The organism is Dyadobacter sp. NIV53 (assembly GCF_019711195.1).
Taxonomy (GTDB): domain Bacteria; phylum Bacteroidota; class Bacteroidia; order Cytophagales; family Spirosomataceae; genus Dyadobacter.
In genome coordinates, this window is record NZ_CP081299.1 from 6,451,622 (window position 1) to 6,475,902 (window position 24,281).

Annotated in this window: 13 protein-coding genes; all 13 read left to right on the forward strand. The window is 43.8% G+C overall.

Annotated features, from left to right (window positions below; translation table 11 throughout):
* Window positions 1-38 precede the first annotated feature (38 nt).
* Window positions 39-6,083, forward strand: a complete 6,045-nt coding sequence (locus tag KZC02_RS26495; protein ID WP_221391413.1) for a fibronectin type III domain-containing protein — start codon at window positions 39-41, stop codon at window positions 6,081-6,083.
* A gap of 199 nt (window positions 6,084-6,282) precedes the next feature.
* Complete coding sequence (locus KZC02_RS26500; protein ID WP_221391414.1) at window positions 6,283-6,690, forward strand: hypothetical protein; 408 nt, start codon at window positions 6,283-6,285, stop codon at window positions 6,688-6,690.
* A complete protein-coding gene (locus KZC02_RS26505; RefSeq protein ID WP_221391415.1) occupies window positions 6,576-13,298 on the forward strand; it encodes a fibronectin type III domain-containing protein in 6,723 nt (2,240 codons plus the stop codon). Before KZC02_RS26500 ends, KZC02_RS26505 begins: the two co-directional genes overlap by 115 nt.
* Window positions 13,299-13,305: 7 nt before the next feature.
* Window positions 13,306-13,710 carry a hypothetical protein gene (locus KZC02_RS26510; RefSeq protein ID WP_221391416.1) on the forward strand — a complete coding sequence of 135 codons (405 nt, stop codon included), beginning with the start codon at window positions 13,306-13,308 and terminating at the stop codon, window positions 13,708-13,710.
* A 47-nt stretch (window positions 13,711-13,757) separates the two neighbouring features.
* Window positions 13,758-14,411 carry a hypothetical protein gene (locus KZC02_RS26515; RefSeq protein WP_221391417.1) on the forward strand — a complete coding sequence of 218 codons (654 nt, stop codon included), beginning with the start codon at window positions 13,758-13,760 and terminating at the stop codon, window positions 14,409-14,411.
* A gap of 6 nt (window positions 14,412-14,417) precedes the next feature.
* The gene (locus tag KZC02_RS26520; RefSeq protein WP_221391418.1) at window positions 14,418-14,891 is read left to right on the forward strand and encodes a hypothetical protein; all 474 of its coding nucleotides are present in this window, start codon (window positions 14,418-14,420) and stop codon (window positions 14,889-14,891) included.
* 6 nt (window positions 14,892-14,897) lie between these two features.
* Window positions 14,898-15,953: a hypothetical protein gene (locus KZC02_RS26525; RefSeq protein ID WP_221391419.1), complete on the forward strand. Its 1,056-nt coding sequence runs from the start codon at window positions 14,898-14,900 to the stop codon at window positions 15,951-15,953.
* A gap of 59 nt (window positions 15,954-16,012) precedes the next feature.
* A complete protein-coding gene (locus KZC02_RS32655; protein WP_255637050.1) occupies window positions 16,013-16,141 on the forward strand; it encodes a hypothetical protein in 129 nt (42 codons plus the stop codon).
* Entirely contained in the window at window positions 16,116-16,559 is a 444-nt protein-coding gene (locus KZC02_RS26530; protein ID WP_221391420.1) for a hypothetical protein, read from the forward strand. Before KZC02_RS32655 ends, KZC02_RS26530 begins: the two co-directional genes overlap by 26 nt.
* Window positions 16,560-17,102: 543 nt before the next feature.
* The gene (locus KZC02_RS26535) at window positions 17,103-17,255 is read left to right on the forward strand and encodes a hypothetical protein (RefSeq protein WP_221391421.1); all 153 of its coding nucleotides are present in this window, start codon (window positions 17,103-17,105) and stop codon (window positions 17,253-17,255) included.
* Between the two features lie 90 nt (window positions 17,256-17,345).
* Window positions 17,346-17,717, forward strand: coding sequence for an IS1-like element transposase (locus tag KZC02_RS33440; protein ID WP_221391422.1), 372 nt, complete (start codon window positions 17,346-17,348; stop codon window positions 17,715-17,717).
* Window positions 17,718-17,722: 5 nt separating this feature from the next.
* Window positions 17,723-18,040: an IS1 family transposase gene (locus KZC02_RS33445; RefSeq protein WP_221391423.1), complete on the forward strand. Its 318-nt coding sequence runs from the start codon at window positions 17,723-17,725 to the stop codon at window positions 18,038-18,040.
* Window positions 18,041-18,043: 3 nt separating this feature from the next.
* The gene (locus tag KZC02_RS26550; protein WP_221391424.1) at window positions 18,044-24,280 is read left to right on the forward strand and encodes a fibronectin type III domain-containing protein; all 6,237 of its coding nucleotides are present in this window, start codon (window positions 18,044-18,046) and stop codon (window positions 24,278-24,280) included.
* Window position 24,281: the final 1 nt, after the last annotated feature.

Here is a 24,281-nt window from a genome sequence, read left to right on the forward strand (position 1 = left end):
TTTCAATCAGGTTAAATCCTGATATATAACTAGTCAAAATGAAAAAATCATTACGCATCATCGTACTTGCAGGATTATGGTTTGGGGCTCCCGCTTTAAAGGCTTCCGATTTGGATCCCAAATTATCGACAGGGACGTCAACACACAAAACAGAATTAACTCCGCACCATGATGGCCGGCATTATTTCATCAGCCATTCGGCCCCGACAGGACAACCAACTCAGGCTGACATTGATGCAGCTATATCCGATGCAACCGGACAGGGGCGGATCATAAAAGTAATAACCGGAGGGCTTAATATTCCCGCAGCTATGAAAGAGGTCACGAGCCTGCCGGTTATTTTCCGGACTGTGATCAACGATTATTCCTACGACATTACGGTGATTTCTATGAATTTCACCCCAACCGGCGCTACACTCAATATTGGTTGCCGGTTCACTGTTCCCAACACGCCGACCAATCTTTATTTTGGAGCGAATGGTGTCCCTGTTTCGGGTAAAAGTGGTTTCAAGGGTGATCTCCCGATCCTGGAATCATCACTCAGTGAAGCAAACACAGCGCAGCTGGACGACCCTTCCAATTTGCTGGTTGGGCAGACAAAATTCACGGAATTTGTTTTACCAGGCTTCAAAGACCATCTTTTTATGGGTTTGGGAAAGGCGTCTAAGATGGATCTTTCCTGTGGCGCTTTCGGGAATTTTACTTTGTCAGGATATGTAAAAGCAGGCCAGCTGGTTGAAAAAGAAGGAGCGGATGGACAGTATACAGCCGATGGCAAACCCTTGCTGCTCGTTTTCGATAACCAGCAAACGGCAGACTGGAAAGATATTTTCTTCGATGCCAAGGTATCATCAGGTTTTCATGCTGCCGGTTACGATGATCTGGGATTCCACTTTGGGGCTGATAACCCGGCTAAAATTGATTTAAGTAATCTTCGTAATCCTGATAACCTGCCGTCCTGTGCCCAGGTTTCTGCGGAAAACTGGCAGGGAGTTGCTTTTCCAACCTTTAAGGTGCGGCTTCCCGGTTTCTTTAAATTGCGTTCGGGCACGTCTCTGGCCATGGGCAGCGTGGCTCCGGCCACCGGAAAAAACCTGTTTATGGACGCCAATGGACTGATCGGCAATGTGGCAGCCGAAAATGTATACACTTTGCAGCAGGGCTATACGGATGAAGTCAACAAATACGATATGTCTCTGGACAACCTGACGGCTACTTACACCTGTAACGGGCAGGTAACGGTTTCCATGCTGGGTAAGATAGGGCTTCCATGGTGCGGAGCGGCGGCAAAATCGACCACACCGCAGCTTGATTATAGTTTCCGGTATAGCAATAACCGTTACGAAGTATTTATCAAAGATACGGGTGCCGGTACTTTCAGTTCCAATAAGTATGCGCTTTCAACGGGATCGGATATTATTTTTAATGTCAACGACAATGGGCTTTCCGTTAAAGCAAGTCTGGCTGAAAAGCCCCTGCTTTCAGTGGACGTTTATGGAAACAGCATCTGTAAGGATTTTCCAGCCAAACTTTCGGCCTCTCAATGCACAGGTAAACAATTGCTTTGGAGCACGGGTGACACGGGTTCAACGCTTACCATAAAGCCACTGGTTACGACAACCTACTCAGTCAAATGCCAGGACAATTATTGCGTTGCGGCAGTTTCTGATTCTATAAAAATAACAGTTTATGAATCCTTGCCAAGCCCGACACTTGTTTCCGGGCGTGATGCTTTCTGCAGACCTGAAGGTACAGATCTTCGGGCAGACAATTGTGTTGGAAAAATGGAGTGGCAGCTGCCGGGCAGCAGTTCTTTTAAAGAATATGGCACCGATCAGCGTTTTCAAAACGCCAGCTTTCCTGACATCAACCAGACTTCCGCATTTACTTATTCAACCCGCTGTAACCTGAACGGATGTTTGAGCCCGGTCGCAGTCAAATCCGTGACGGTCAATCCTGAACCGGCAGTACCTGATCTTTATTCCAATGCGGCCAATAACACCATCGACCGGAATGGCCTGGTAAGCCTGGGCGGAAGCTGCGATGGCGGCGCCCGTTTGATCTGGGAAAATCTGGCACAAAGTACACTTTCATTATCCAATACCAGCACTTATAATGCAGTTTGCCGAAATGATGCTACCGGCTGTCAAAGCCGGACGAGCAGCAGTATTACGATCAGTGTTTTGTATTTTCCGCCCGGAGCCCCTTCAAATCTCACTTTTCCAGGTGCAGGAACAAATTATCTTACCCTTACCTGGCAGGACAATTCTAATAATGAAGACGGGTTTCAGATCTTCCGTTCAACTTCGCCTTCCTTTGTTAATCCTCAGATTGCGGGTAGTGTTGCGGCCAATACAACATCTTTCCAGGATAATAACCTTTTGGAGGGTGTAACCTATTATTACCAGGTTATCGCACATAATAAATATGATCATGGGTATTCGGGGTGGGCGGGTAAGAGCACGCTGCTCAAACCGACAGCACCGGAATTGAGCGCAGTAAGTTCACGAATTGTCAGAGGAACCAACGCCAATGTAAACGGATCTTGTAAGACTGGTAGTTTGGTCTGGACTGTCCCTGTTGGTTATGGGGGCGGAGAAAGAAATCAAACTGAAGAAGTAACCTACTGGGCTAAATGTGTGAGTAATGGTGTGGATGGACCCGGCTCAAGTATCACTGTTTATGTTTATGATGCAAAACCGGGTGTCCCGGTTTTGTCAGCGGTAAATACCAGGATACCAATGGGGGGTAAAGCAAATGTAACGGGCGTTTGTCCTTCAGGAACAGCTCTGGTTTGGACTGTGCCTGTTGGTTTTGGCGGTGGGCTTTTAAAACAGGAGGTTAATACAACTTATTGGGCCAAATGTGTTGGTAGCGGTGGGGAAAGTGATGGGGCGAGTATTGCAGTGAATGTATACAATCCCTGTGAGGGCTTTGCCTCTCCGGCAATATCGGGCACCAACAATACGGTCAAAGGGGAAAATTTCACCTTGACCGCGAGCGGTTGTGCCGACGGCAGCTCATACAGCTGGGAGCCACAGGGCAATGTCCGGTTCGACAACGGGGTCTCCAGCAATGAAATCAGTATCCAGTCTGACACCAATTTTAAGGTAAGCTGCAGAAGGGACAATTGTTACAGCGAATCGAGCCGTTACGTTTCTGCCAGTGACCGCACCAATCCCTGTGAGGGCTTTGCCTCTCCGGCAATCTCGGGCACCAACAATACGGTCAAAGGGGAAAATTTCACCTTGACCGCGAGCGGTTGTGCCGACGGCAGCTCATACAGCTGGGAGCCACAGGGCAATGTCCGGTTTTACAACGGGGTCTCCAGCAATGAAATCAGTATCCAGTCCGACACCAATTTTAAGGTAAGCTGCAGAAGGGACAATTGTTACAGCGAATCGAGCCGTTACGTTTCTGCCAGTGACCGCACCAATCCCTGCGACGGCTTTGCCTCTCCGGCAATCTCGGGCACCAACAATACGGTCAAAGGGGAAAATTTCACCTTGACCGCGAGCGGTTGTGCCGACGGCAGCTCATACAGCTGGGAGCCACAGGGCAATGTCCGGTTCGACAACGGGGTCTCCAGCAATGAAATCAGTATCCAGTCTGACACCAATTTTAAGGTAAGCTGCAGAAGGGACAATTGTTACAGCGAATCGAGCCGTTACGTTTCTGCCAGTGACCGCACCAATCCCTGTGAGGGCTTTGCCTCTCCGGCAATCTCGGGCACCAACAATACGGTCAAAGGGGAAAATTTCACCTTGACCGCGAGCGGTTGTGCCGACGGCAGCTCATACAGCTGGGAGCCACAGGGCAATGTCCGGTTTTACAACGGGGTCTCCAGCAATGAAATCAGTATCCAGTCCGACACCAATTTTAAGGTAAGCTGCAGAAGGGACAATTGTTACAGCGAATCGAGCCGTTACGTTTCTGCCAGTGACCGCACCAATCCCTGCGACGGCTTTGCCTCTCCGGCAATCTCGGGCACCAACAATACGGTCAAAGGGGAAAATTTCACCTTGACCGCGAGCGGTTGTGCCGACGGCAGCTCATACAGCTGGGAGCCACAGGGCAATGTCCGGTTCGACAACGGGGTCTCCAGCAATGAAATCAGTATCCAGTCTGACACCAATTTTAAGGTAAGCTGCAGAAGGGACAATTGTTACAGCGAATCGAGCCGTTATGTTTCTGCCAGTGACCGCACCAATCCCTGCGACGGCTTTGCCTCTCCGGCAATCTCGGGCACCAACAATACGGTCAAAGGGGAAAATTTCACCTTGACCGCGAGCGGTTGTGCCGACGGCAGTTCATACAGCTGGGAGCCACAGGGCAATGTCCGGTTCGACAACGGGGTCTCCAGCAATGAAATCAGTATCCAGTCTGACACCAATTTTAAGGTAAGCTGCAGAAGGGACAATTGTTACAGCGAATCGAGCCGTTATGTTTCTGCCAGTGACCGCACCAATCCCTGTGAGGGCTTTGCCTCTCCGGCAATATCGGGCACCAACAATACGGTCAAAGGGGAAAATTTCACCTTGACCGCGAGCGGTTGTGCCGACGGCAGCTCATACAGCTGGGAGCCACAGGGCAATGTCCGGTTCGACAACGGGGTCTCCAGCAATGAAATCAGTATCCAGTCTGACACCAATTTTAAGGTAAGCTGCAGAAGGGACAATTGTTACAGCGAATCGAGCCGTTATGTTTCTGCCAGTGACCGCACCAATCCCTGCGACGGCTTTGCCTCTCCGGCAATCTCGGGCACCAACAATACGGTCAAAGGGGAAAATTTCACCTTGACCGCGAGCGGTTGTGCCGACGGCAGTTCATACAGCTGGGAGCCACAGGGCAATGTCCGGTTCGACAACGGGGTCTCCAGCAATGAAATCAGTATCCAGTCTGACACCAATTTTAAGGTAAGCTGCAGAAGGGACAATTGTTACAGCGAATCGAGCCGTTATGTTTCTGCCAGTGACCGCACCAATCCCTGTGAGGGCTTTGCCTCTCCGGCAATATCGGGCACCAACAATACGGTCAAAGGGGAAAATTTCACCTTGACCGCGAGCGGTTGTGCCGACGGCAGCTCATACAGCTGGGAGCCACAGGGCAATGTCCGGTTTGACAACGGGGTCTCCAGCAATGAAATCAGTATCCAGTCTGACGCTGATTTCAAAGTGACTTGTAGTAAAAATGGCTGCAATAGCGAATCGGGCTGGCATGTTAAGGCAGGCGATAGTGTTCGACCTATTCCAAAGCCCAATGTGAATCCTACTTATACACACATGTGCGCCGGAAGTTCAGTTAACATTAGCATCACAGGATGCCCTGGAAACAATTTCTCCTGGAGAGACATCTATAGAAATCAAAGCGGCAGCCAGAATGGAACCAGCTACACGGCAGACCATCCGTCTTATTATGCATTAGCCTGCCTGGTCGATGGTCGCTCCGGTGATGGCGTAACTGTTGATGTGCTGGAAACTCAGGCTCCCTCAGCTCCATCGCTTTCCGGGCCTGATGAGGTATTACCCGGGGAGGCCTTTACCCTTAAGGCGACCGGATGTGCAGGTACGTTTAACTGGTCACCAGGAAATTACAATGCCGCATTACGGATCCTTCCCTATGGTGAATCTGCTATCAATGCCTCCATACATTCGGATACGCAGTTTAGTGTAAGCTGCACGAAGGATGGCTGTACAGGTCCGCCGGTTTCCAAGGTCGTTCGGGTAATTTCCGATACTTTCCCAAATTGGCAACAAACGACCGAAGTATGTAATAGAACAGGAAGAATATGGCAGGATATGAATCCCAACTCCAAGACACGTTTTCAGAAGCAGTGTAGAATGCCGACTGTCAAATGCATTACCTACAACGTATCTGTGAATACTTCCGAAAGACTGACAGATCCCAAAGACCCTAATTCAGATTACAATAATAATCCGGATACCTGTACTAACTGTATTATTTACAGGAATTGTAGTGGCGAATTGCAGGTCGGAGATATATGCTGTGGAACTTATAATTATCCTCTTGAAGCACTGGAAGGTTCAGTTACATGCCGCGGTTGTACTGCCTTCCCGAAATAATCCCTGAAATCTCGAAAACAGGGAGGTAGCCGAATCCCTCATTGTGAAACCTATTAGTTACTATTCAATAATATTGCCTTTCATGCGTAACCGCCTCATCCACCACTTAATCATCCTCCTGGGAATCCTATTCTTCTCCCGGGAAAACCTCGCCCAATCCACCGACCAGAATTTCCCTGTAACTGCCCAGGCGTTCATTGTGCCTCAGCCCAACCAGAAACTGGCTAACTATTTTTCAAGCAGCCAGGCGCTGACGATAAACCTGCTTTTAAAGGATCTGACCAAGACCAGTATCCAGGTTTATTTGAAATGGAGCATGGACGGGCCGGGTGTGAGGGTTGCGAGTATGGATGGTTATGTACCCCCGTCTTTCATCACGCTTCAAAAAGGCGTGATCGAGCGACTGAACGGTCTGAGCTTGCAAAATGATTATTTTAGGAATGGGCTCATTGAAGAACAGGGGCTGGGGGGGGTAATCCACTGCGAACAAGTTTGCCCGAAGGCTTTTACACTTTCCGCGTACAGGCACTGGAAGCAGGTACAGGCCGTGAGGTTTCCAATATCGGTGAGACTTATTTTAGTGTTACCACGCCGTTGCCTCCGGTGATCAACATTCCTTTTAATGGGGCAGAGCTGTTGATGTTGGAGCCACAGAAGGTTAACATCCAATGGATGCCACGCCATTACAAACAGGCTGGCAACATCACCACCTATGACCTGAAAGTTTGTAAAGTCCCAGACGGCTACGAACCGACGGAAGCTTTGGACGCCTGCGTGAGTCCGGTTATCGACGACAAGGCCAATCCCGGAACCTTTTATCCGGGCAATACTGGCATTGGTAACAGCATAATCGGCGCATTGGAACGCGGGGCAAGATATGCAGCGCGGGTAACGATCCATGAGTTTGACCCGGATGGGAACGAAGTGGCTTTTGCCAATGAAGGGAGGAGTGAGGTGACGTGGTTCCGGTATGGCGCGCCTTGTGTGTGTCCTGAAACTTTTGCGATTAAAGAAGCGGGGCCGGGACGTGTACAACTCACCTGGGAAACCCAAATCGACAACAAAAGTTATAAAATTTTATACAGGAAATCGGGGGAGAGTAATTGGATTACCCAAACTGTATCGGGGACTACTATAACGATCCCGAATCTTTCCAAAGGCACCTATGAATTTGCCGTACAAGTCGCGTGTACGGAAATTATGCCTACCAATTTACAGGCTTTTGAGCTGGAAGAAGAAGACGATGAGCAGTTGCCGCCAATCCTGCAAAATCCACTGCTGACGCTGGTCAGTGTTTCCGGTGGCGGCAAGCCAATTACAATCGACAGCCTGCATACTTTACTGGATTCTATCAAGATCCCATGCGCTGCCCAGATCAGTGACTATGCGGGTTGCGATGCCGACATGCCTACGGTTAATCCAACGGGCGTGGCGACGCCCGGAACCAAACCTCTTACCTCGTTAAACCCAGGAGACCTGTTGAGTATTTACGACATGACCGTCGTGGTGACCGAAGTGAGCGGCGGTAATGCATTTAGTGGCAAGGGTTTGGCACGTTTACCCTTCGCCCAGAATACAATGGTATCCGTGGAATTCAGCGGGGTAAAAGCCTGGAAGGCACAGTCCGAAGACATAAAAGGGGGCTGTGTGTATCAAATAGACGGCTACTTCAAAACCAAAAACCTGTCCCCAGCCGACCTGGCTGGCCAGCAGTCACTGGTGATTGCGGCGTTGACAAATTCAAAGGACACGATGGGTTTTAATGGCACGCTCACCGATGCGCTCAAAGCGTATGATTCAACCACAACGGTAGATGATCTTTCCAAATACACCGCGGCTGTATTGCAAGGGAGCCAGGCCATTGCAACGGCACTCGATGATTTGGTGGACGAATATTCTGACCCGCGCCTGATCAAAATCCGGACAGAACTGGATTCGCTGATAAAGGTGCTGGCGGTGAATGATTCGCTTTGCCGTGCGACCGGAAACATTACCAGGATCAATAATCTGACAAGCGTATACACTGATCTGTTCAAGAGGCTGGAAGATTTAAAAAACGAAGCCGGACAAGATCCGGCTGATGGGATTTATGCTATACGGAATGTGGAGGTGAGTAATGTGGACGATCAGTCGGCCAGGATAAGCTGGGTGCCGTCGGGCAACTTTGCGGAACGCCGCCCGACCAAATATGTGATAGAGTATCAGGACCCAAATGGTGGTGTGTTGCAGGAAACGGTGACTGGTTCGCAGGTCAACCTGCTCAGGCTACAGGAGGGTATTTCCTATAAATATAAGATACTTGCTTATAGCGGAGATAAAGTCGTGGCCACATATGGAGAAGGCATGTTTACCACGATTAAGCGTACCATCCCAAAGCCGGAAAACCTGGCATATACGGTGCTTGACGGAAACCGGGTAAAAATAACCTGGGACAAAAACAGCCTACATAAGGATTTTAAACTCGTGTTTCATGCTGAAAACGGTGAGACGGGGTCTGTTTATCCTACGGAAAACGAGATTATTTTAAATAACATCACTCCCGATCAGATATACAATTACGAAGTAGTGGCCTATGGAAACGAGCGCTTGTCAAGTGATGCTTCTACTGAAAGTTTTAATACGGGAAAGGTTTGCTCAGTTAAAATCATAGGGCCATCAAGGATCATTCAGGATGATGAAGTGAATCTAACGGTAGCTGGATGCAGGGCTCAAATTGGGAGTAACAAAAACGAACCGGTAAATGGCACTCTATCATGGGAAACTCCAGAGGGTATTAAACTAGGGTCGTCGATAACTGTGTCCCCTAGGGTGACCAGTACTTATAAGGTGACTTGTAGTTTTGGTAGTATTTCATGTCCTGATGAAATTACAATTTACGTAGATAAGAAGTGTAAGGGGGTGATGGCAAATATGGTTCCGGAAAATATTAAATCTGGGGAGCCGGTATTATTAAAGGGTTCAGGATGTTTAGGGAAATATTCATGGAGCGATGGGTATCCATCCGCTAGTATTTTATCAAATTCTAAAAGTTTTATAGCATACCCGCAAGCCGGTAATAAGACTTATACCCTTTCTTGCACAGATGCCGATGGATCGGTTTGTCTTGTTCAAACACCTGAATTAGTAGTCGATTGCAGTTTTAAACTGGCGGTCACAACTCACAACGATGAAATTCAAGATTGCGCCTTCATTTGCTTTCGCTCAAATACCGGGACAATTTATGTAGAGCCGGTAGGTTGCGATGGGACTATTGTATGGGAAAGAATAGGAGGTAAAGGACAGTGGGGGAACAAAATTGTAGAAAGTAATTGGGGTAATGGGGGCAAGAGCTATAATCCGGTTGAAAGAGGTTTTACTGTCAATGCAAAGTGTACTTCTAGTGGGTGCACGGCAACGACCGGGTTTATTTCCAGGCCACCTGTAAGAAAGGAGGGCGGATGTGACAATTATCCAGAAAAGAAGAGAATAACTATAGTAAGTGAAACCTCCAATGTTCTTAAACTTTCATTAACGGGGGCACCTAATTATAAATGGGATGATAATGAATCAACGGAAGAGATCAGATCCTTTCCCATGCCACAAACGGTTATGACGTATTCCGCATCCACGGATAATGGCTGTAAAACTTCCCTAGCCTATGCACCCAAGAAGATAACGAATGAAACATCGCCAATTCCTTGTAAGGATTTTATCATATCGGGACCAACAAATGTAGAGATACCAGAAAATGGATCTTCTGTTAAAATTCAATTGAAGGCATCCGGGTGTACCAATGGATTAGAGAATTCTATCATTAGCTGGAAGCGGGATGGTGTTCAAATAAGCTCTGGTATTCAGGAAAGTATAACGATTACTTTTTTAGATTCTGATAAAGATAAAACACGCAATTTTTCCGCTACTTGCACATTGACCGGGGATGTCAAAACGCATAACGTTAAGGTAACTAAGGTAATACCCGCTCCACTTGCACCCCAAGATCCTTGTGATTTTTACTTGTATACAAATAAAGGACAGTTCTATGATACTTTTTTAGAATCAAATCAGGAAAACGTTGAAATATTTACTTGGGGAATGGGTACTCAGGTTCAAGCTTTCTTACAAACTGATGATAACAAAATTATCTCTGTCGGCCCGAACGTGTCATATAAAAATGGTGAAGCAATAATATCGTTTTTCGTTCATAACGCTAAAAAGGGATCTATCTCTGTTAAAGTTACCAATTGGGTCGGAGGCGCTTTTTGTAGTAAGTCGATCTATATTAATGTAAGTAATGATCGAAGTGTCAACCCGAATTTTGTGCCATTCGAATTTAAAGGGCCTGTTACTCCGATCTCAGGGAATTGCGAAAAATACAGAGGCAAAACAGAAATTCCAATTATCAGAGATTCATATGGACAATCTCTATATATTCTGAACAATAGTAATCTTAGGGATTTTGGGGTACTTTCATTATATGTGAAAGGACAAACCGTCTTTTATCAAGATGTTACTGTTCCGGACAAAATAGCATTGGTAGATAAAGTGTGTAATGCAAACCGGGGTTCTACTTCTTATTGGTATGCAGATGCTGCTAGGACTTCCCGGCTTAATGATTTCATTACGTTAGGAGGCTACACGACAGCAATAGTGGACGATCCTGATTTTGAAAGAAGTAAAACTTATTTTTCACGCTGTGTATTCAGAAATGGAGATTATTGTGACAAGCAGGTTGTAGTAAATCCTGGAATGTCACGATATGGACGTATCGGAACGACAGAGTCAGGATCTTCCATTGTTGAAACGACGTTAGGCTGTCAGTTCTCCAAACAAAAAGCTGTCGATATTCTCTTATCCGATATCCTATGCCAAAAACTAAGTTTATTAAAAGGTAGTGAGAAGGACGTTCTGATTGCATTGAAAATAATTCTCGGTGAGCAAGGGGTAGAACTTGCTATCATCACGGATGCAATGGTAGCCGATATGGTAGCCGGTGAGTGCTATAAAGTGGTAGAGGCTCTCACGGCCAACATCACGGGAACCGCTTCGGTATCAGACCTCAATAATAATTTGGTAAATGAGAAAAATGTTAACAATATTTTCAGTCAGATTGGCGATAAAATTCTTGTCGATCCGATCGACGAATGCACCCCGCCTCCTGCCGATCTTGACGAATCTTCTTTCGGTGGCGGACGTGTAGCTGCAAATGTTATTGATTATAACCGTTTCTTTATCGCTCCTGATGGGCGCGCGATAAAGTTACCACCAGGAGCAGAACCCAAATTTTTCAATTTTGGAAAACGGTGGGGAGCGCCACCAAAGGGTACTTTGCAGGGTTTTGTACTTGCAAGTGGTAAGAAGTATTTTGCCGATATTACCAACAGTCCTCAGCGGTTTAACGGATATATATTGGTACAAGATCCGATTTGCGAGGAGAAGGAGATCTATCCTGAGTCACTTTATCAGACAGCGCCTGCAGGAAGTAAGGTATATTATCTTGAAGAGTACAAACAGGAGGGCGATTGCGGATACAACTGGATTGAAGCGAATTATACTTTTTCGCCGTCAAGCCAGGGTTCCATTAAGGACATTGTCCCACCACTCACAGGCAGTTATGTGAACATAACACGGTTTACCGGGTGTGTGGAGGAAACACCATGGACGACCGGAATAGACGGAATAAAACGTAAAACGATCATTGATGCGGGTAATAAGTTTTCCCTTGAAGACAAAAACGGAGACATCACCGTAAAGGGAGCATGGAAGTCTTTCCCAAAATGCCCAACCTGTGGTAAGGTTGCCGAAGATGCCCTGCAAAATGCATTGACCAAGGCGCGGCAGAAAAATGGAAAGATCACGGAGAAAACCAACGTAGTAGACAAAATTAAAATACCCTATGGTCTGGCAGGTAACGTGACCTATACGAACATGAATGTGAGTGACATCCTGAAAAACATGGCTGAAACTTACAACAGCTTGCTCGAAAAAGCGCGCATACCTGTGGAAGCCTGGCAGCCAAACGGGCAGTTTTACATCCGTGACGAAACGGCTGTGATTAGTGGGGCGATAGATCAGGCTATCGAAGAAACAACAGAGACGGCTCAACTGGTAGGTTTGGGACTTACTCTGGTCTCGGATCCCCAGGGAGCCTATGACCAGCTAAGTAGTTTTGGCAATGACCTGATGGACTGGGAAAAGGCACAGGGAATTGGTAAGGAACTTGTAAAAGGTGCGGTGTTTGCGGATGAATTCGGGAAAGGTGGAAAGTATGCGCTCCATGCAACTGGACGCGCCGGGGTTGTAATAGCGAAAACGGTGCTGACTGCTGGCGCAGCAATAGTGATCATCAAGGATGCGCCTGGTGCGCTTCGAAGAGCAGTGCTCATGAAGTTGCTAAGATCGAAGCTCAAAGACCCAAGCCTGGAAACCCAGCTTGAGAAGGATATTGCCAATGATGCTTTTTACAAACTTCTGGATGCAGATAATGGATTAACGGAAAGCTGGGAGGTGCTGCATAATGCCGAAAAACCGAAGCTGAAATTAGCAAAGGAGGCACTTGAAAAAGTAAAAGAATTACTGACGGATGCCAAAGTGCAAAAAGCATTAGGGGCAAATTATGCGGATGAATTGTCTGCGATTTGTAAAGCGCAGGGATTCCCACCTCATGGTGGATACGGCCCTAAATCCTTAGTTTCTCATCTTGACGATCTCAAAACATTCTTCACTAAATTTGAAGGCAAGGAAGATATGGCTGAAATGATTAAGGCAATGAAGAATTCCAATGAAAACGTGCAGGATGGTTTACAGCACGCTTTGGCGCAACTCAATAGCCTTGAAGCAAGTTCCGTTAAAAAGTTTGATGTGGAGTTTGATGCTGAAGGGTTTGATTGCCCAAAAACAGCTTGTAGATTGGATGTTGAAATGAATGGCAATAATCCACGTTTTTACGAGTATAAAAGTTATCAGGATGCTTCCCAGATTTCAGTTAATCAGTTTACTTCTTATCTTAGTAGGGTATCGTCATTGTCAGAAATGAAGTATATTTTCAATGCAGCAAAGTTGTCGACAGAGCAGGCTAAGGAGGGGATGAAGGTGTTTATGAGTAATTCTTCAAACAAAAAGCAAATATTTGATGCTATGCAGACCGAATTAAAAAACGCTTTGGAAATTGATGAACTCGGTGATTTGACAGATTTAAAAATTACAGAATTGGTAGAGATGTTTGTAGAATCAAAATAGAACAAAGGTGAATATAATCGGAAAATTAGAAAATACATCGTCTTTTTCAGCCCAGTTGGATAAAATTTATCTTACTAGGAATAAAACAGAAATTCTTGTCGTAACTAATAAACTAATCGTTCTACTATCCAAAAGTACTGGAAATGATTTACAGGAAATCAATTTGACAAACGGATTTTTCTGGATCAACACATCTTCAAAAGGGACTTCATTTTTTTTAAATGATTATCAATTTGAAGAAGAGCCATACTTAATAAAATATATATCAGAAAGTAGATGTATATATTGTAAATTGAGTGGAAAGGGAACTAAGCTTAACATTCATGGTGATATTATTTGGCAGTTGGGAGGCAATTTTTTTGAATTTATTATTACCAAAGGATCTTTTTTTACAGAAAAAGAACAGACATAATCACAAATATTAACGATCGATCGGGGATTGAATTGTGGAATTATTATTTGCCCGAACGAAAATACGACTGGTATACCAAGAATAACTACGAAAATGAACCTGATGAACTTCAAAAAGGTGAGATATCACGGATAATTGGAGAATATGCCGGAACGCTTTGGGTTGCATTAAATTCCGGCTTGATATTGGGTTTGGAGACTGAATCAGGAAAACTTGTTTATGAGTTAAGTCATCCCAACAATCATGATCAGAATGGGACACCATTCGGTCCTGCAATTAGCACTCAGTTGGATGAGAGAAATGGCGTTCTTTTTGGCCTTAGGAACAAATGTTATTGGGAAATTGATTTAGCAGATCCACAGAACAGATACCAGTTTTACGATGTATCACAAAGCTGCAACGCATGGCATATTTCAGCGGATATGCCAGTACGGGAGTGGTCATGGTGTAAAAATAATATCTATTTTGGAGAGATATACGACTCACCCCATGATCAAAACCTGAACAATGTGGGTGTCTTTGACAGAATAAAGAAAGAGGTGATCAGCGCAATGCGTATAGGAGAGGGAGGCAGGCGTGACGTACTGCCCAATATCCAGAAAATTCAATTTGAATCTGGTTGTCTTTATGTACTTGACGGCCGCAAAGTTTTGCATATTCTTGAAGAGGATCAAACCTTAACCGAGGCTTATGAGATGTAAATCCGGATGAAAACCACTAACGGGAACGTACAGGATGGCCTCCAGCATGTACTAACCCAGGTAAATAAAGCTGAATTTGATACAGGTAAGGTAGGTAAGTTTGATATGGAGTTCGAGGGTGAAGGGCTTCCTTGTAACAAATGTAAGTTCGATGTACAGCTTGCCGAGGGAAGCAAACCAAGGCTGATAGAATACAAAAGCTATTCAGACGCATCCCAAATCCAATTGCCTCAGTTTTTAAACTATATTGCTAGCGTGAACAATCTTTCGGAAATGAAATATGTTTTTAATGCAGCAAAGTTGACGACGGAACAGGCAAAGGAGGGGATGAAAGTGTTTATGAATAATTCTTCCAACAAACAAGCCATATTTGATGCAATGAAAGCAGAATTGAGACAGTCATTGGCAATCAGGAATATTGGTGACTTGACAGATACCAAGATTGTAGGCATGGTTACCATATTTGTAGATACTAAATGAAAATTCATGAAAAAGTTGACTGACATATTCAATATAAATTCATTTTGTTCGGAAAATGATGTAATCGCAGTAGTCTTTAAAAAAAGTACTGTTCAATTATTAAATGAGTATTTTGAAATAGATTATGAAAAAGATCTTGGAGAGAATTTACAAGATATTTTTATAGACGATAATTTCATTTGGACAAACACGGCGATGGATGGGAAAGCCGTAATAATCTCAAATGGCAGTATTACGGTTGAGAATTTCTATTTGACTACAATTAAAAATTATTTTTTTTATATTAGTCAAGATGGGAAAGATAAAAAGATAAATGAATCAGGTGAAGTAATGTGGGAAATTCCAGATGGTCTATTTTTTTATAAATTCCTTTGCAATGAATTATGTTACAAAAAAAATATAAATGAACTGATTCTACTGGACGATTTGAATGGAGAAAAATTGTGGAATTTTATACTCCTTGATGGAAAATATAATTGGGAAAGTAATGGGCCATATCCTACAAAGTACACGGGAGAAATAAATAATATAATTGGTGCATTTAATAATACATTGTGGGCGGTCTTAAATAGCGGGATATTAATTGGGATTGATGTGAAGTCTGGGAAAATAGAGTATGAATTAATATTTCCAAATAAGTCAGATGAAGATTTTACAAATAGTAGGAATGTATTTCTATATGGTTTACATACGAAACTAGATGAATTAAGAGGAACCCTTTTTGGCTTGTTTTTTCACTACTATTGGGAAATTGATCTGGCCCATCCTTTGGATACGTATGTCTATTACGATATAGAGGAGACCTGCAAGCAACATGAAATTGCCTACAACAACTTAAAATATCATTGCCACTTGGGTGATGAAGTCGTTTTTGCTCAACAGGAATTTGCGCAAGACCCTTCCTATGTTGGCATATTTAATCGAAACACAAAAGAAATCACCTGGACAAGCCGGGAGTTGGGTGAAGATGGGGTATTTAAGGGTGTAAAAAAGATCGATTTTTCCGACAATAGACTTTACGTTTTTGATCGGGCTAATACCTTGCATATCTTTGAGAGATAGGGAATTTCCGAGCCGCGTTTACTGCAAGACGTTGGGGTCTCGAAGAAACACTGGCTCAAATGAAAAGCTATAAAATCGGAGACAACGCCACTGATTTTGCTTCCATCTGTGAAGGCGTAAAGGATATGGTTGAAAATGCACTACCGGACGCGAGCAAAGTAGATGGACTGGATAAATATCTTAGGTAGCAGCGGTTTCACCAATGCCAGCGACTTTACACGACGCCATGCTGATCTTGGCTTGCAAAAAATCCGCGAGAATGCAGATTTTATTAAAAATGCGGAAAATGTTAAATTTGAAGAGTTGGCTAACTACGACGGGATACCAAATGCAATAGCGGATATTGATTTTGTGAAAGAGGGGAAACGGTATGTTGGAGAGTTTAAGGCTGGTGATGCTGTGATAACAAGTAATTTCCATACCCAATGTATCAATTATTTTCAACGGGTTACAGATCTTCGCAATTTTAAGTTATTTCGTAGACCTGATGTAATTTTAACAAAACAAACTGTTATTTATAACTGGGTTAGTAAGGGGGTAGTGAACGATGAGAGTTTCAAAAATCTAGTTAGACAATATGCTAATGGACTTACGATTTTGATTTAGGTAGTTATGCAGAATATTTAAGTAAAAAGTGATGATTGGTCTAATGGAATATTTAATTCAGATTTCAAATGAAAAATGAGATTACTAAATTATACAATATATATAAATACCTCATTTTAATAATAGAATTGTTTTGTTCTCGAATGAGAATAAGGTTGGGTACAATTCCATTGTATTTTCAAATTCCATACATTCCATTGGTTCAATAAAAAGCAATGGGAAGAGGTTATTTTATCAGCTACAAGAAAATTCAAATGTTATAGAGGTTAAAAATAATTTCGAATTGTGCAGTTTTGGATATGATTTTAATCCGGAAAGTAGATTTTTCACCGAGAATAGTTTGATTCTGGTAAATAGGAACACTAAAACGTTTTTTGAAATTGATGATGTTTCCTGAATTGAATTAGGATATTATAAAAGAAAGGATCAGATCTTACAAGGGAAATATTTTGTCAGGCGGTAAATTCAGATTTGATAAATATTTCAACTATTGAAAGTGACCTATGGCAGATTGATATATCGAATTACAATAATAGTCATGATTTGGAAATAGGAGAAAAACTTGACTTGAAAAAGAGCAACACGATTAGTGGAGATTTAATTTCGTATGGCAATACCGTGATTGCCCCTCTTTTGGATGGACGTGGTAGTGTATCAGACCTGTTGGTGGCTGCAAAAAACCGCTTTTTTGAATAATAAGTGACATTTTGGTTTAGCGATAGTTAAAACGGAGACTGCCGTTAGGGTTGTCTTTATGATTTTGGGCACCTTAGAATTGAAAATAGGATGAATTTTCACCCCAAGTGTATCAGACCTGTTGGTGGATATGTAACTTGTTGTAAATGTGGCAGTTGTACGATAAGACATGGTAGGTCAGCTCAAAACAAACAGCGTTACTATTGCAAACATTGTAAAAGTACCAGGGTTGAAAATTACTCTTATACAGCGCAGCAACCGGAGATTAATCCAAACATCATATCGCTCACCAAAGAAGGTTGCGGTATCCGTTCCACAGCACGGCTCTTAAGGATTTCAACTACCACAGTGACTTCAAGAATAAAGAAAATAGCTTCTAAGCTCGTTCAACCAACGATTTCGATTGGAAAGACTTACGAAGTAGACGAGCTGCGGACTTTTGTCAGAAAAAAGATAATTTGATCTGGGTGGTTTCAGCCTTTGAAAGAGAAAGTGGCAAAATAGTTTCATTCAAAGTAGGCCGCCGGACCAATAAAACTTTGAAAGTAGTTATTAATACCCTAATAAATTCGGACTGTAAGACGATTTATACTGATAAATTAAAGAACTACAAATCGCTGATTGACAAAACAATACATCGTACAAAACTACGAGGAACAAATCATATCGAAAGAGCGCATCTTACACTCAGGACGCATTTGAAAAGACTCAATCGGAAGACGATTGCATTCAGCAAAAGCGTGATTATGCTCAACGCGGTTTTGAAGATATACTTTTGGGGATAAGGGTTGCAAACAGAGAATCCGCTTCGTACCAACTTACCCGAAGGTTTTTACACTTTCCGTGTACAAGCCCTGGAAGCAGGCACAGGCCGGGAGGTTTCCAATATCGGTGAAACTTATTTCAGTGTTACCACGCCGTTGCCTCCGGTGATCAACATCCCCTTCAACGGAGCGGAGCTGACTATGTCTGAACCTCAGAGGATCAACATTCAGTGGATGCCCAGACATTACAAGCAAGCAGGTAATATTACGACTTATGATCTGAAAGTATGTAAAGTCCCAGATGGCTTCCGGGGCGCCGGACCGGAACCGACAGAAGCCCTTGACGCGTGCGTGAGTCCGGTTATTGACGACAAGGCCAACCCAGGAACTTTCTATCCAGGCAATACGGGCACTGGCAACAGCATCATTGGTGCGTTTGAAAGAGGCGTGAGATACGCCGCACGTGTAACGATTCATGAATTTGATACAGATGGAAATGAAGTGGTTTTTGCCAACGAAGGCCGGAGTGAGGTGAACTGGTTCCGGTATGGAACAGCTTGTGTGTCTCCTGAAACATTTACCATCAAAGAAGCAGGACCGGGGAGAGTACAACTAAACTGGGAAGCCCAAACCGATACCAAAAGTTATAAAATCTTATACAGGAAATCAGGAGAAAGTAATTGGATCACCCAAGCCGTATCGGGGATTACAATAACGATCCCGAATCTTTCCAAAGGCACCTATGAATTTGCCGTACAAGCCGTGTGTACGGAAATTATGCCTGCCAATTTACAGGCTTTTGAGCTGGAAGAAGAAGACGATGAGCAGTTGCCTCCCATCCTGCAAAATCCACTGCTGACGCTGGTCAGTGTTTCGGGTAGCGGCAAGCCCATTACAATCGACAGCCTGCATACTTTGCTGGATTCTCTCAAAATCCCCTGCGCTTCCCAGATCAGTGATTATGCAGGCTGCGATGCGGATATGCCAGTCATCCTGAGCCCGTCGAAGGACGCCAACAAGCAGCTCACCTCTTTAAACCCAGCCGACCTGGCTGGCCAGCAGTCACTGGTGATTGCGGCGTTGACAAATTCAAAGGACACGATGGGTTTTAATGGCACGCTCACCGATGCGCTCAAAGCGTATGATTCAACCACAACGGTAGATGATCTTTCCAAATACACCGCGGCTGTATTGCAAGGGAGCCAGGCCATTGCAACGGCACTCGATGATTTGGTGGACGAATATTCTGACCCGCGCCTGATCAAAATCCAGACAGAACTGGATTCGCTGATAAAGGTGCTGGCGGTGAATGATTCGCTTTCACGTGCCGCCGGAAACATCACAAAGATCAATAATCTGACAAGCGTATACACAGATCTGTTCAAGAGACTGGAAGATTTGAAAAATGAAGCTGAGCAGGATCCGGCTGATGGGATTTATGCAATACGGAATGTGGAGGTGAGTAACATCGGGGAAGAATCGGCGCGGATCAACTGGGTAGGGGCGAAGGGAAGTTTACCCGGTGATTTCACGAAATATGTGATCGAATACAACGATGCAAGCGGTGGGGTTTTGCAGGAAACGGTCGACGCCTCGGCGGGTACAAATCCGCTAGTCAATCTTCAAAGGTTGCGGACAGGGCTGGATTACCAGTTCACTATCACGGGTTATAAGGGAAACCAGGCCATGACCACGGCACAGGGGAATTTCAGTACGATAAAAAAGACGGTCCCTGTACCTGAGAACCTTGCATACACGAGGCTCGATGACAATTCCGTTAAAATCACCTGGGACCCGAATGCCCAGCACGAAAGTTTCAAGATCCGGTATACCGACGAGCGAGGGGAGGTGCATTATATCTATCCGACTACGAATACGGCCGTGCTGACGGGGCTTAATCCCGATGATTATTATGACTATGAAATTGTGGCCATCAGCCACCAGAATCTGGAGAGTGTTCCTGCGAACGCCAGGGTTACTACCGGGGAAAAGTGTAAACTGGCCGTTTCGGTTCTGAACGCGCAGAATTCGACTAGCCTTACAGGTTATCAGCAATGGCTCACAGTTTCGGGATGTTTGCCTGAGGGAGCAACTTCCAGTTCTGAATACCCTAAAATCACTTGGTCAAACGGAACACCCGGAGCAACGAATGGCAACGGCGCTATCCTTTTTGCCGATGGAGAAGCAGCTGAAATAAGTACGAAGAATTCACCATTCATTGGGGAGAACCGCCTGTTGGCTGTAAACCCATCTGGAAACAAATCCTATACGGCTATCTGTAAGATGAGTGCAACCTCGGAGGCTTGTACGTATACTGTAGATGTAAAAGTATCATCCCCGGAATGTAAGGGAGATTTTAAAATTAGTTCAGATTTGACATCAGTTACAAAAGGCAGCCCGGTTAATCTCCAAAGCACCTTCTGTCATGGACGAGTAGTATGGAATAATGGAATAGCTGAGGGGGGCAAAATTGTACTATATCCCGAGAAGGAATTGTTAATTTCCGCAAAATGTGTATCCGGGAGCACGGTTTGTTACTCGAACAGCATTTCAATCTCGGTAACTCCACTGGAAAAAAAATGTGACTTGTCTTTATATGTAAAGAGTAAAAACGTTATTGAATCGGGTCCGTTCAATAAGGCACATAGATACTTAGAAATAAGCTCGTTTGGCTGCAACGGTGGAAAAATTGACTGGAAAATTGACGCGGATGTCAGGATAGGTGGATCCAGGGTAGTCGGTACTACCGGAGTGTCAATCAACGACATGAAAAGCGATAATGCAACGATCACCGCTACCTGCGTACTGGACGGTGTAAGCTGCCCTGCGGTTACTTTAATCACGAATATTCCTCTTAAGGAATGCTCAAAGAAGTATCTGGAATCGACGACCGAAAATGCTTTGCCAGGACATATCCTCGTTACCGTATCGGATAATAGCCCGTTTGTTTTGAAAGATAATTTAGGGAATGTTTATACCTCGTCAGATGACAAAGGAGTGAATGTTCCGCTGTTTTCTCAGGAAAGACTTTGCCTGACAACCATTGATCCGGATTGTGGTGAGATTGGGACTAAGATTCCGGCTTTGAGTTTCAAAACCTTATTGGCCTATACCCAAACCAGCTTAAATGGCAACTGGATTTCTACCGGAATGGATGTAAACAAGTATGCAGAGATGAAAGTTGAAAGTCGCCAGTATCGGCTTTCTTTAAACAATTCATGTGCTGGCAAAGTCATTTGGACAAATAGTATAGATGCCAATTTTTATGCCGAAGGTCCCATCCTGACCTTCACAGAAGATGACAAGTCGGGCGTTATCGGCGATATTAATTACTTACCGTATCCGGAAATTACAACCACCTATAGTGCTGCTTGTCAATCAGCCAATACGGACGGGTCATCCGTTGTTTTCCCCGCAACAAATAGTCAGACTATTATTGTCGCTTCCAATTCGTGTTTTAGGATTACCCAAAATCTAAAGAGTGTAATTAAGGGAGGTCAAGTCAAATTTAATTCGATAGGATGCAGCACTGTTACCTGGAAGCAAAATAATGTAGTGTTGGGTGTTGGTACTGAGCTTTTGACAACTCCGACAGCTACGGCTACTCCATCCAGCGTGACTTACACCGCTGTCTGCGAGGAATTGGGATGCAGTGAAGAAGTTACTGTGCAAGTCCAGCCTTGTGATTTTAAAATAACACCTTCCAAAGCCCTGGCCAAAATTGCTGAACCGGTCACACTCACAGCAACGGGATGTTCCGGGGGATTGATACAATGGAGTACCGGGGAATCTGATAAAACCAGCATTACCGTCAAACCGCTGGCAGAAACCCATTATTTTGCGAGCTGTACTTTGGATGGACTAAGTCTGTGTGATAATTCAACCGTTGTGACCGTTGATAATCAGCCTCCTGCTGACATCGAATGCCCGCCTTTTGAAGTATCGTATCAGGCCGTTACAAAATGTTCCTCGGTTATCCTGGTTCCCAAGGGCTGTCCTGCCGATGGAACCATCTTATGGGAAAACACAAAGACAACCGGAGGTGCAGAAAAATACACGTTTGTGCTGAATGCGGAAAAAACGATAAGAGCAAAATGTACTACTATTTACAAGGATGAAGTGACCGTTGAGGTGAAAGTAATGCCTACAACTCCGGTATTAAGCGTTTCACCTTTGGAAGTTTATGCAGGTTATGCGGCGATATTAAGAGCTTCCGGATGTTATAATGATCAATGTAAAGAAGGAAGTTATAAATGGGAAAGGGACAAAGCGGCAACATTGTTTGGTAATAGCATTAAGGTAAAGTTAACTGAAAACACCGACTTTAAAGTAACCTGTGTTGAAAGTGGCAGTTCTCAAACAATTAACGTTAAGGCTAAAAAGAATGATTGCGACGTCAAATATAATTCGTTTATAAAAGGCAATTCCAGCCGGGTAGAAATTAATGCTTCGTGGTGCGATGTAAATTATCCTATTAACTGGTTTAAAAATTATTCAACCGGCTCGGTTGGGAGAAAGACAATAGAGTATACTGAGGGTAAAAACAGAAGAAGAATTGCTGTGGATCGTCCAGAAGAGACAAAACCTGTCGAAACTGGAATTAGTGATACCTATATTGTTTCATGTGTAAAAGAGGGTAACGCGGTGCCTTGTGATTACTCTTTTTCGGTGGAAAGTAAAGAATTATATGACAAATTTCCTTCCGGGACAGGTTTGTCCGGAAGTGGAAGTACTGATGATCCGATTATTCCTGATCCATGTAATGAACTGAAGTTTCTAGAAAAGGGAGGACTGAAAAACTTTACAAGAAGTCCGGGTGATGTTGAGGAATCCAATGGTAAGAGTTACGAACTTTACTCAGACTGGTGCCCTGGTAGTAAAGTAGAATGGTTTTCGGGAACTAATAAAATTGCACAACTAGCAACGCCTAACGATAGATACACAGTTGACAATGCCCAACCGGGAGCTATCTATCGCTACAAATGTTACCTAAGTGGCAGTAACTTTTGCGAAGATGTTTATAAACTTCCAAAAAGTGATGGATTGCGAGTAGCGGCAGTAGCTTCGGTGACCTCAAATATCGTTGAGGAACAATGCACGAATAGCATTTCATTAGCAACTGCTATGCAGGTTTATTATCAAAATATGCTTTGCCAGGATGTAAACTTGTACCAAGGGGATAAAACAAAATCTGAGAATTATCTGGAACTGCTTATCTCGACAACCAAGATAAGTACTGCCGGCACACCAGTTAAATTTCCTTCAAATACTGATGCGATCGTAGACGCAATGGTAGGAGGGCACTGCAAAACTGCGGGAAATCTCTTGGCAAATGCTAACGGTAACACGATAGTGCCAAAAGCGGAATTCAGTGATGAAATTTTACCAGATTATAATTCGACGCATTCTATTGTCATAGATGCGGAGTACAAAGCTGTCACCTTAATTGAGGGTCTTCCGGGAATAAATTATCCAGAAGGAGAAACGATCGGTGGCGAATGGTTGCCCTTAACTCCGCAGAAGTTTTTAGAAATTTGTGTTTCCAACGGAATAAAGAAGGAGATTGACGCTAAATTTCCAGCAATGAGTAGTGATGAGCGAAATACACAATTTATAGTTAGGATGGGTCGGATTTTTGAGAAAAGTATTCTAAAGTCTTTGGGTATACCAAAAAACAATAGAACTTTCATTGTGAGTAACCCATCTTTGAGCCCCTCAAAAGTAATACCAGACGGTCTAGATCATAGTGCGGTTGAGACAGAGGAGAAAATAAATGCGGTTAAGGAAAGAAAAATTTACTGGTGGCTAAATAGCGTATTTCTTGACGCCAAGATAACATTTACTAGTGAAAAGAAAATTAAACTAAAAGGAAATAACCCTAGAAATGAAGATCAAATAGAAGGCTTTATTGATGTACTTGCCAACAATAATGATGCAGAATTCACTACGGGGAACTATCTAGCAGAAGTAAAGCAGCTAATTGGACTAGGTACTAGGGTATTTAAGAATGCAGCCAAAATGGGTGGTGCTTACTTACATATTATTACTCCTGCTGAGGTTAGCTTGGAACAGCTTATACTATCTACCTCGGGGGCTCAAAATATTATTTTACTTCATTCCGAAGTTGAGTATAATTCTACATCAGGGCAAATTAGAGTAAAACCAGCAATAATAGAAAATAGCAATTGGCTAAATAAAAAGCCAGGTATAATTCGAAATCCTTATGGATATCCAATAGAAATTTCATTTGAACAACAATAAA

Bases quoted from the DNA above. Each gene is read 5' to 3' on its own strand.
- KZC02_RS26520 (WP_221391418.1), top strand. From the start codon at position 14,418: ATGAAAACCACTAACGGGAACGTACAGGATGGCCTCCAGCATGTACTA.
- KZC02_RS26495 (WP_221391413.1), top strand. From the start codon at position 39: ATGAAAAAATCATTACGCATCATCGTACTTGCAGGATTATGGTTTGGG.
- KZC02_RS33440 (WP_221391422.1), top strand. From the start codon at position 17,346: ATGAATTTTCACCCCAAGTGTATCAGACCTGTTGGTGGATATGTAACT.
- KZC02_RS26525 (WP_221391419.1), top strand. From the start codon at position 14,898: ATGAAAAAGTTGACTGACATATTCAATATAAATTCATTTTGTTCGGAA.
- KZC02_RS26530 (WP_221391420.1), top strand. From the start codon at position 16,116: ATGGACTGGATAAATATCTTAGGTAGCAGCGGTTTCACCAATGCCAGC.
- KZC02_RS32655 (WP_255637050.1), top strand. From the start codon at position 16,013: ATGAAAAGCTATAAAATCGGAGACAACGCCACTGATTTTGCTTCCATC.